At 64.8% G+C, this 8,144-nt stretch carries 9 protein-coding genes and 1 tRNA gene; 5 read left to right on the plus strand and 5 right to left on the minus strand.

Features of this window, described 5'->3' with window-relative positions:
• Positions 1-146 precede the first annotated feature (146 nt).
• The 5 genes from ACIQ2E_RS10150 to ACIQ2E_RS10170 form a co-directional block, all read right to left on the minus strand.
• Positions 147-428, minus strand: a complete 282-nt coding sequence (locus ACIQ2E_RS10150) for a type II toxin-antitoxin system RelE/ParE family toxin (protein ID WP_398329782.1) — start codon at positions 426-428, stop codon at positions 147-149.
• The gene (locus tag ACIQ2E_RS10155) at positions 418-672 is read right to left on the minus strand and encodes a type II toxin-antitoxin system Phd/YefM family antitoxin (RefSeq protein WP_398329785.1); all 255 of its coding nucleotides are present in this window, start codon (positions 670-672) and stop codon (positions 418-420) included. The genes ACIQ2E_RS10150 and ACIQ2E_RS10155 overlap by 11 nt, the downstream gene beginning before the upstream one ends.
• Before the next feature lie 464 nt (positions 673-1,136).
• A tRNA-Gly gene (locus tag ACIQ2E_RS10160) sits at positions 1,137-1,208 on the minus strand.
• Positions 1,209-1,300: 92 nt separating this feature from the next.
• Positions 1,301-1,756, minus strand: coding sequence for a hypothetical protein (locus ACIQ2E_RS10165; protein ID WP_398329788.1), 456 nt, complete (start codon positions 1,754-1,756; stop codon positions 1,301-1,303).
• Positions 1,757-1,826: 70 nt separating this feature from the next.
• On the minus strand, positions 1,827-2,978 hold the full coding sequence (locus ACIQ2E_RS10170) for a pyridoxal-phosphate-dependent aminotransferase family protein (protein ID WP_398329790.1): 1,152 nt from the start codon (positions 2,976-2,978) through the stop codon (positions 1,827-1,829).
• Positions 2,979-3,070: 92 nt separating this feature from the next.
• Here ACIQ2E_RS10170 and cbiD point away from each other — a divergent pair, with 92 nt between their 5' ends.
• The 5 genes from cbiD to ACIQ2E_RS10195 form a co-directional block, all read left to right on the plus strand.
• Positions 3,071-4,198 carry a cobalt-precorrin-5B (C(1))-methyltransferase CbiD gene (gene cbiD / locus ACIQ2E_RS10175; protein ID WP_398329793.1) on the plus strand — a complete coding sequence of 376 codons (1,128 nt, stop codon included), beginning with the start codon at positions 3,071-3,073 and terminating at the stop codon, positions 4,196-4,198.
• Positions 4,199-4,244: 46 nt separating this feature from the next.
• Positions 4,245-5,840, plus strand: a complete 1,596-nt coding sequence (gene guaA, locus ACIQ2E_RS10180; RefSeq protein ID WP_398329796.1) for a glutamine-hydrolyzing GMP synthase — start codon at positions 4,245-4,247, stop codon at positions 5,838-5,840.
• A 61-nt stretch (positions 5,841-5,901) separates the two neighbouring features.
• Positions 5,902-6,513 (plus strand): hypothetical protein, encoded by a 612-nt coding sequence (locus ACIQ2E_RS10185; protein WP_398329799.1) that lies wholly within the window; start codon positions 5,902-5,904, stop codon positions 6,511-6,513.
• Between the two features lie 44 nt (positions 6,514-6,557).
• Positions 6,558-6,941: a hypothetical protein gene (locus tag ACIQ2E_RS10190; protein WP_398329802.1), complete on the plus strand. Its 384-nt coding sequence runs from the start codon at positions 6,558-6,560 to the stop codon at positions 6,939-6,941.
• Between the two features lie 5 nt (positions 6,942-6,946).
• On the plus strand, positions 6,947-8,144 hold a 1,198-nt coding region (locus ACIQ2E_RS10195; protein ID WP_398329805.1), incomplete at its 3' end, for a penicillin-binding transpeptidase domain-containing protein.

Consider the following 8,144-nt stretch of genomic DNA (forward strand, 5'->3'; position numbering starts at 1 on the left):
TTCGAAATCGGCGCGGGTTCCGTTGGGGCAGGTTCGCCGGATCTCCAGGCGATGCCGTGGGCCTCCAGAAGCCCAATCAAGCGGGCGTTCTCCCGACGCAGCCGATCTAGATCAGGGGGCTTGGAGTCGGCCATGGGGCATGCGCTTCAGCGCTGATCGGCATGCTGGTAGACAACATTGCGCTCCCGCTTGCCCACCGCCACGACAAGGACGAGGAGCTCATGGTCACGCACCTCGTAAACCAGACGGTACCCGGCGGCCCGTAACTTGATCTTGTAGCGGTTGGAGGATCCACGCAATTTGCTCGCTGGGATCCTGGGCTCAGTCAGCCGCACGGCCAACTTGTTCTTGAACTGCTCCCGGATTCCTGGCGTCAGCTTCCTCCACTCCCGAAGGGCTTCCGGGTGAAAGGCCAGCTCAAAGGGCATCGAGGCTGACCCGCATCGGCTCCTGGCCGTCCGTCAGCCGGGCATCGGCGATGCGGCCCAGCTTCAGGTCGTCCACCAGATCCATCAGTTCTTCGTAGGCCCTGGCTGGCACGCAGTAGAAGGCCGGCTCGTTGCGGTTGAGCACCGCGACGGCCATCCCCTCTCCTGCCGCCAGGGTGGCCATGGGGTTTTTCTTGTGTTCCGAGATGCTCACGGCTGTCTCGGCGAGTACGCGGTGGGCCATCAGCGGGACAGGAAGGCAATACACCACACTCTAGGTCTCCAGTCAGGTCGCTGGAAAGGTCGCTGGACAGGTCTGGATCGAGTGGGTGGTGCCCGGCTGGTCTCCAGCAATTCTGGAGCCCGTTCTGGGGAATTGTTTCCCTGTACTTGCACTGTCAGGCGACCGGGCGTTGATGCTGAAGCGGCTTGCCCTGATCACCTCCGGACACGATGTTGGGACGAATTCAGTTGACAACCTCGGCCCAGCCGTGATTCCGGACGATCCACTGCGGGACGGCCCATGAGTTCACCCCGCGCAGGTGAATACCTGACTCGTCAATGGCGCAGTCGTGAGAGAAGCTCTGTGAGAAGGTCGCTGCCGCTCCTTGGCATTGCCTGCCATCGCCCGGTTCCCACTGGCCATCTGTCAGCCGATGCGAGAGCGGCCATACGCTTGACTTCGGCGATTCTCAGCCCTGGACTAGAAGCGGGTGACCGGGCTCGAACCGGCGACGTTCAGCTTGGGAAGCTGACATTCTACCACTGAATTACACCCGCAAAATCTGAAGACAGGGCTTCAGAATGGTTGGCCAGCTTGATGCGATTGCTCGCAACTTTTGGCTAACCAACCATAGCAACCTGCTGCTTGATCAGTTGGTGGTGGCTGCTGCCTTGCCGGTGCACTGAACAGCGGCCTGAAGTTCCTTGTGGGCGGCAACCACGCTGTCGGCCTGGGGTTTGAGGGTTTTGGCGGCTTCTTCGAGGGTGAGTTGCTTCTCCTGCGACACCTTCTTCAGTTCTTGATTGAAGGCCTGAGCTTGCTTCTGGAAGGCCTCAATACGCGCGGCCTCAAGGGTGACCTCGGCCTGCTTCAGGCCTTTCAAGGCGGTGCGCAGCTGTTTGCCAGCGGCTTCAGCGTCGCCCACGGTGGAGGTGGGGGTCAAGGCGGCGCTGGCCTCGAGGGCTGCGCCCACCTTCACCAGCTGATCGCACACATTCACGCTGGCCTGCTGTTCAGTTACCACCTTGTTTTTCTTGTCCACAGGAGAACATGCCGCCAGAGCCAGGCTCAGGCAGGCGGCTGCGACGGCGAGAGAGCGGCGCATTGGGAGGCAAAGCATGCCGTCTGACCCTAGGCAGGCCGGCATGCTTTGCCCGTAGGCATGAGCCCCTGTTTCAGCTGGCCAGGGCGGCAGCACAGGCGGCAACACCAGCGCCTGCCGTTCCCTTATGCAGGCCCAGCTCCCGCAGGGTGGCCTCGATGGCGGCTACGGCGGTGAGCACGTCGCGATCGCAGACGAAACCCAGGTGGCCGATCCGGAACACGTGGCCCTTGAGGTGGTCTTGGCCGCCCGCCAGCAGGATGTCGAAGCGCTCCTTCACCTTCTTGCGCAGGCTCTCGGCGTCGATGCCATCGGGCGCCACAGCGGTGATCGCCGGGCTGCCGCAGCCTTCAGCGGCATAGAGCGGCAGGCCGATCGCCTTCATGCCGGCCTGGGCGGCGGCGCGGTGGCGAGCATGGCGCGCGAAAATCGCCTCCAGGCCCTCGGCCTGCATCATCTCCAGCGCCGCTTCCAGGGCGAAATAGAGGTTGATCGCCGGGGTGAAGGGGTTGCTGTCGGCGTGGGCTGATTTGCGGTACTTCGCCAGATCCAGATAAAACTTCGGCAGATCGGAGCGCTCGGCGGCGGCCCAGGCCCGATCGCTCATGGCCACGAAGGCCAGGCCCGGCGGCATCATGTAGCCCTTCTGGGAGCCAGAGCCGATCACGTCGATGCCCCAGGCATCCATCGGCACGCTGCAGGCGCCCAGGCTGGTGACGCAGTCGGCAATGGTGAGGGCGGTGCCATGGGCACGCACGTGCTTGGCGATCGTTTCGAGATCGTTGATCACCCCGGTGGAGGTTTCCGAGTGGGTGAGGATCACGGCCTTGATCGCCTTGGCACTGTCGGCCTCCAGGGCGGCGCGGAAGGCTTCCGGATCGAGAGGCTGGCCCCACTCGGCCTTCACCACCTCCACATCCAGGCCGTAGGCCTTGGCCACCTTCACCCAGCGCTCACCAAACTTGCCGTTGTCGCCGCAGAGCACCTTGTCGCCCTTGCTCAGCACGTTGATGATCCCGGCCTCCATGGCGGCGGTGCCGCTGCCGGTGATCACCAGCACGTCGTTCTGGGTCTGATGCAGCCACTTGAGCTGCTCGGTGGTGCGGCGCACGATCTTCTGGAAGTCGGCGCTGCGGTGCCCGATGGGGTGTTTTCCCATCGCCTGCAGGACGGTTTCCGGCACCGGGGTAGGGCCGGGGATCATCAGGGTGAGCTTGTCCTGCATGGAAGAGGCTGGTGGGGCGAATCTGGAGGCGGCTGCGCAGCCCGATGCGGCGCAATCCACCACTTTAAAAAACAGCCTTCCGGGTGCCTGCGATGACCAGTTCCGGCTACACCTTGCCGGTGTGGGTGGCTGCAGCCGCGGTGGCGGCGGTGCGCCTGCTGCGCGGTGAGGGGCCGGCTCCGGCCGCCGTGCCCCTCTGGCTGCAGCCGGATCAGGCCCAATCCCAGCAGCCGCGGGAACCGATTCACGTGGAGGCGGCGGCGCTGCTGGCACCGGATCGGGCCCTGGGGATCAGCCGCTGCCAGCCCGGTGATGGCCTGGATCTCACCCGCGGGCTGGCGGTGTGGGTGGAAGCCCATTGGACAGAGCGGCCTGCGGGCCAGCCCTGGCTTCAGCTGGAGGCTGGCGAGGGGGTGGGGGTGTTGGCCGGCAGCAGTGAGCTCTGCGTATCGGGCTTTGCCCGCGCGCTGCTGGAGTGCAACCTGCAGCCGTTGCTGCCCGCTGAGCGGGGCCTGTGCTTGCGCATCACCCTGCCCGGCGGGCGGCAGCTGGCCCGGCGCACCAGCAACGAAGCCTTTGGCGTTGTGGATGGGTTGGCATTGATCGGCACCCAGGCGGCGGTGCAACGCAGCGCTGATCCCGATCAACTGGCCCGCGCCCGCGCTGAGCTGGCCCAGCGAGCCAGCGATCCGGCCCTGGCGCGTGATCTTGTGCTCGTGATCGGCGAAAACGGGCTGGATCTGGCTCCGCGCTTGGGGCTGCCGGCGCCGCTGCTGCTCAAGGCCGGCAACTGGATCGGGCCGCTGCTGGTGGCAGCTGCTGAGCAGGGGGTGGAGCGGCTGCTGCTGTTTGGTTATCAGGGCAAGTTGATCAAGCTGGCCGGCGGCATCTTTCACACCCACCACCACCTGGCCGACGGTCGCCTGGAGGTGCTCACCACCCAGGCCGCTCTGCTGGGTTTGCCTCTGGAGCAGCTGCAGCAGCTGGCCCGGGCGGCCAGTGTGGATGAGGCGCTGCGTCAGCTGGCGGAGCGGGATGCCAACGCTGCGCAAGCTCTGCAACGCCGGGTGGCGAGCGCTGTGGAGCAGCGCAGCGCGGCCTATGTCGCCCGGCATGGTGAGCGCAGCATGCGCATCGGGGCGGTGCTGTTTGATCGCGGCCGCCGCCTCTGCGCCGAGGGTCCCTGTGGAGCTGAGTTGCTGCAGGCCTTCAGGGCCTGAGATTTAGGGTGAAGGGATTGCCCGGGCCGCAGCAGCTGGCCGCCCTATGTCGAACGTGACCCCCACCGCCATTGGCGAAACCGATCGCTATCCGGCGATTGTGATTCTGGATTTCGGCTCGCAGTATTCCGAGCTGATTGCCCGGCGTGTGCGCGAAACCGAGGTGTACTCCCTCGTGATGAGTTACGGCACCACGGCGGAGGAGTTGAAAGCGATTAATCCCAAGGGCATCATCCTCAGCGGCGGTCCCAGTTCGGTGTATGCAGAGCATGCTCCGTTGTGTGATCCGGAAATCTGGAATCTGGGGATTCCGGTGCTCGGTGTTTGCTACGGCATGCAGCTGATGGTGCAGCAGCTGGGGGGCTCCGTGGTGGCGGCTGGCCGTGCTGAATACGGCAAGGCACCTCTCTACGTGGATGACCCCACCGACTTGCTCACCAACGTGGATGAAGGCTCCACGATGTGGATGAGCCATGGTGATTCCGTGGAGCGCTTGCCCGATGGGTTTGTGCGCCTTGCCCACACCGACAACACGCCTGAGGCGGCGGTGGCGCATCACGAGCGCCGTCTCTACGGCGTGCAGTTCCACCCGGAAGTGGTGCATTCGGTGTGTGGCATGGCTCTGCTGCGCAATTTCGTGTATCACATCTGCGGTTGCCTGCCAGACTGGACAACCGCGGCCTTCATTGATGAGGCCGTGGCGGATGTGCGCCGGCAGGTGGGTGATAGGCGCGTGCTGCTGGCACTCTCTGGCGGCGTTGATTCCTCCACGCTCGCCTTCCTGCTGCACAAGGCAATTGGTGATCAGCTCACGTGCATGTTCATCGATCAGGGCTTCATGCGTAAGGGCGAGCCTGAGTTTCTGGTGGAGTTTTTTGATAAGCGCTTCCACATCAACGTGGAATACATCAACGCCCGTGAGCGCTTCATCAATAAGCTTGCCGGTGTGACCGATCCGGAGGAAAAGCGCAAGCTGATTGGCGCGGAATTTATCCGCGTCTTCGAAGAGGAGAGCAAGCGCCTTGGTCCCTTTGATTACCTCGCCCAGGGCACGCTCTATCCCGATGTGATTGAAAGCGCCGGCACCAACGTGGACCCCAAAACGGGTGAGCGGGTGGCTGTGAAGATCAAGAGCCACCACAATGTGGGCGGCTTGCCTAAGGATCTGCAGTTCAAGCTGGTTGAGCCGCTGCGCAAACTTTTCAAAGACGAAGTGCGCAAGGTGGGCCGCACCCTTGGTCTGCCCGAGGAGATCGTGGGCCGCCACCCTTTCCCGGGCCCGGGTTTGGCGATCCGGATCCTCGGTGACGTGACCGACGAGAAGCTCGACATCCTGCGCGATGCCGATTTGATCGTGCGCGAGGAGATCAAGAACGCAGGGCTGTATCACGAGATTTGGCAGGCCTTCGCGGTGCTGCTGCCGGTGCGCAGTGTTGGCGTGATGGGCGATAAGCGCACCTACGCCTTCCCGGTGGTGCTGCGCTGCGTCTCGAGTGAGGACGGCATGACCGCCGACTGGTCGCGCCTGCCCTACGACCTGCTGGAAACCATCTCCAACCGGATCGTGAATGAGGTGAAGGGGGTGAACCGCGTGGTGCTCGATATCACCAGCAAGCCTCCCGGCACGATTGAGTGGGAGTGAGCGGCCAGCGCTGGCCGCAGCCGGACGGCTCCGTTACCCTCGGGGCCCCGGCTCAGGAGCCTTGACCGCCGCCCCCCAGCAGGACCTCCAGCTGCAGCGCCGCCTCCAGCAGGACAGCATCCAGCTGGCCGGCAAGGTGATCTACCTCAATCCCTTCCTCTACTGGCGCCGGTTCGACGCCAATACCGATCGCTGGCTGCGCGAGCCCGGCCAGCTGGCGGAGGATCAAGTGTTTGCCAACCGCGTGCGCTTCTACCCCGAGCTCGACTGGGACCTGCTCAGTGATGACGAGCGGGTGATCAAGGACGGCGCTGTTGAGATGTTCCTCAAGAGCCTCGAGCTGATCAGCACCTTCAACCCCGAGCTCACCCCCGGTCAGCTGCTGGAGGTGGAGCGCAAGATGGCTGTCACCAAGAAACGGGCCTTCGAGCGTTGGGTGTCGAAGGCGCTCAAGCGCCGCCTGCAGCAGGAGGTGAGTGAGCGCCGCCGCTTTGATCGCGAACGCCTGCTGCGCGACTGGAGTGAGTGGCTGCTGTTGCCAGTGACCCGCCAAGCGTTGCTGCCCTTCTCCGCGCTGATGGTGCTGGCGGTGGGTGGCGGTTGGTGGTGGGGTTCGCAGCAGTTCTGCCGTCAGCAGATCGTGCAGCCGCCTGTGGAGGCGGGCCCGCGCTGAGCAGTCAGACTGAGTGTTCGACCTGCGCTGCCGTGGCGGCTCCGATGGCTTCTGATCCCCTCGATGCCTTGCGCCTCACCCTGATGCAGGACGTGTTGCCTGTGGGGCTGGCGGTGGTGGAGCGGGCCCGGCGCGGCGGCCCGCGCGATGTGATCGAAGCGTTCAGTGCTCAGGCCGATCCCCTCGAGCAGCTGCGCCAGGAGGGTGAGCCGGCGGCGCGGCAGGTGCGCGACAGCCTGGATCGCCTGCAACCAGGCCTGGGTAATCCCGTGATGAAGGTGGAGGTGCGCGATGTGCCGGCTGATGAGCGGCTCGAGGTTGCGTCGCCGGCTGATGAGGCCCTTGAGCGTGAGGCTTTGCAGCAGGCGCTGGCCAGGATCGGTTCTCGCCTCACGCAGCTGGAGCAGCGGCTGCAGCCGGAGGCCTGAGCGCGATGGCTCTGGCCTCGGGCGGGCAACGCCACACCGGCATGCAGCAGCAGCCCGCGATCCTGCTCGGGCTGGTGCTGCTGTTCGCTTCGGCGATGGTGCTGCGGCTGGGGTGGCTGCAGTTGCTGCACGGTGAGGAGAACCGGGCCCGGGCGGATGAGAACCGCATCCGGCTGCTGGCGCGCAATCCGGTGCGCGGCCGCATACTGGATCGCAATGGTCAGGTGCTGGTATCGAGCCGGCTCACCTACAGCCTCTACCTCCAGCCCAAGCTGGTGAACGACCAGAGCTGGCCGGCGCTGCGGGCGCAGCTCAGCCAGCTGATGGGCGTGCCGGAAGCCCAGCTGGATCAGAAGCGCCGGGATGGCCCTGGTGCTCAGCGCTATCGGATCGAGCTGGCCAGTGAGCTCACGCCCCAGCAGGTGCTGCGCTTCCGCGAGCAGAGCACGGGCCTCAAGGGAGCTGAGGTGGATCTCGATGTGCTGCGCAGCTACCCGCACGGCTCCCTGGGCGCCCATGCCCTCGGCTACACCCAGCCGATCACCGAGCAGGAATACAAGAGCCTGGCCAAGAAGGGCTATCAGATCCGCGATCGCATCGGCCGCATTGGCCTCGAGGCGGCCTTTGAGTCGCACCTGCGTGGCACCTGGGGCGGCCAGATGGTGGAGGTGAATGCCATGGGTGAGATCCAGCGGATCCTGGGCGATCGGCCATCCAAGGCCGGCAAGGATCTGCAGACCACCCTCGATCTGGATCTGCAGCGGGCTGCGGAGCAGGTGCTGAAAGACAAGCCCGGCGGTGCGATCGTGGCGCTGAACCCTGTCAATGGGGCGATTCTGGCCTTGGCCAGTCGGCCCACCTTCGATCCCAACTTCTTCTCCAAGAGCGTCACCACCCAGAAGGAGTACGACGCCTTGTTCAATTCACCGGTGAAGCCGCTGCTCAGCCGGGCGATGAGTGCCTACGACCCTGGCAGCACCTGGAAGGCGGTGACGGCCATGGCGGGGATGGAGAGCGGCAAGTTTCCGCCCAACACCAAGCTGGCAACGCGGGGTTGCATCACCTACGGCGGCCATTGCTTCCCGGATCACAACGGGGCTGGCTTCGGCACGATCGGCTACGAGGACGCCCTGCGCTTCTCGAGCAACACCTTCTTCTATCAAATCGGTGTGGGTGTGGGCTCGATCCCGCTCCACCACGCGG

This window comes from Vulcanococcus sp. (genome assembly GCF_044369115.1).
Classification (GTDB): Bacteria; Cyanobacteriota; Cyanobacteriia; order PCC-6307; family Cyanobiaceae; genus Vulcanococcus.